The sequence below is a fragment of the Vibrio sp. 704 genome (genome assembly GCF_033339295.1).
The window spans coordinates 1-504 of record NZ_JAWOUH010001085.1 but is presented as its reverse complement, the minus strand read 5'-3'; the positions used below and the strand labels follow the sequence as shown (position 1 = coordinate 504).

The following is a 504-nucleotide window of genomic DNA, read 5'->3' as shown; positions in this document are numbered from 1 at the left end:
TGTTTAAAAAGGAAGTCGTAAGATTACTTCACGTACACGCGAGGGTTTGATGTGCCCCAAATGGTGTAAAGTTCTGGGAAGATCACGTCGGCGTTCTTCTCGATTTCTGCGGCATTGATGGTTTGAGATTTTTGGTTGCCGAACAGAACGACCTCAAAACCCGGCTTCACGCCTTTGATATCGGAAACGTCGATCATTGTTGTATTCATTGACGTTACGCCAACCACTTTTGCACGTTGACCATTGATCAGCACGTCTGCCGTATTGCCCATTTTTCTTGGGTAACCGTCAGAGTAACCGACAGGAAGGTTCGCCATTACGCTTTCTTTAGTGGTTGTAAAGCTGCTGTCGTAACCCACAGTGCTGTTTTTCGGTAGGTGGTGCAGTGATGCTACGCGTGTTTTGAAAGACACGATAGAAGGGTATTCAAGGTTAGTTGGTAGATCACCGTAAAGCACACCACCAGGACGAACCATATCAAGTTGAGCTTCTGGTACGTTGAGC

1 protein-coding gene is annotated in these 504 nt (G+C 46.6%); it reads right to left on the bottom strand.

Translation table 11 applies throughout. The annotated features are described in order from the left end of the window. Positions 1-23: 23 nt before the first annotated feature. Positions 24-504 (bottom strand): alanine racemase C-terminal domain-containing protein (locus tag R7R24_RS30780; protein ID WP_318120724.1); only part of this gene is annotated, 481 nt, incomplete at its 5' end.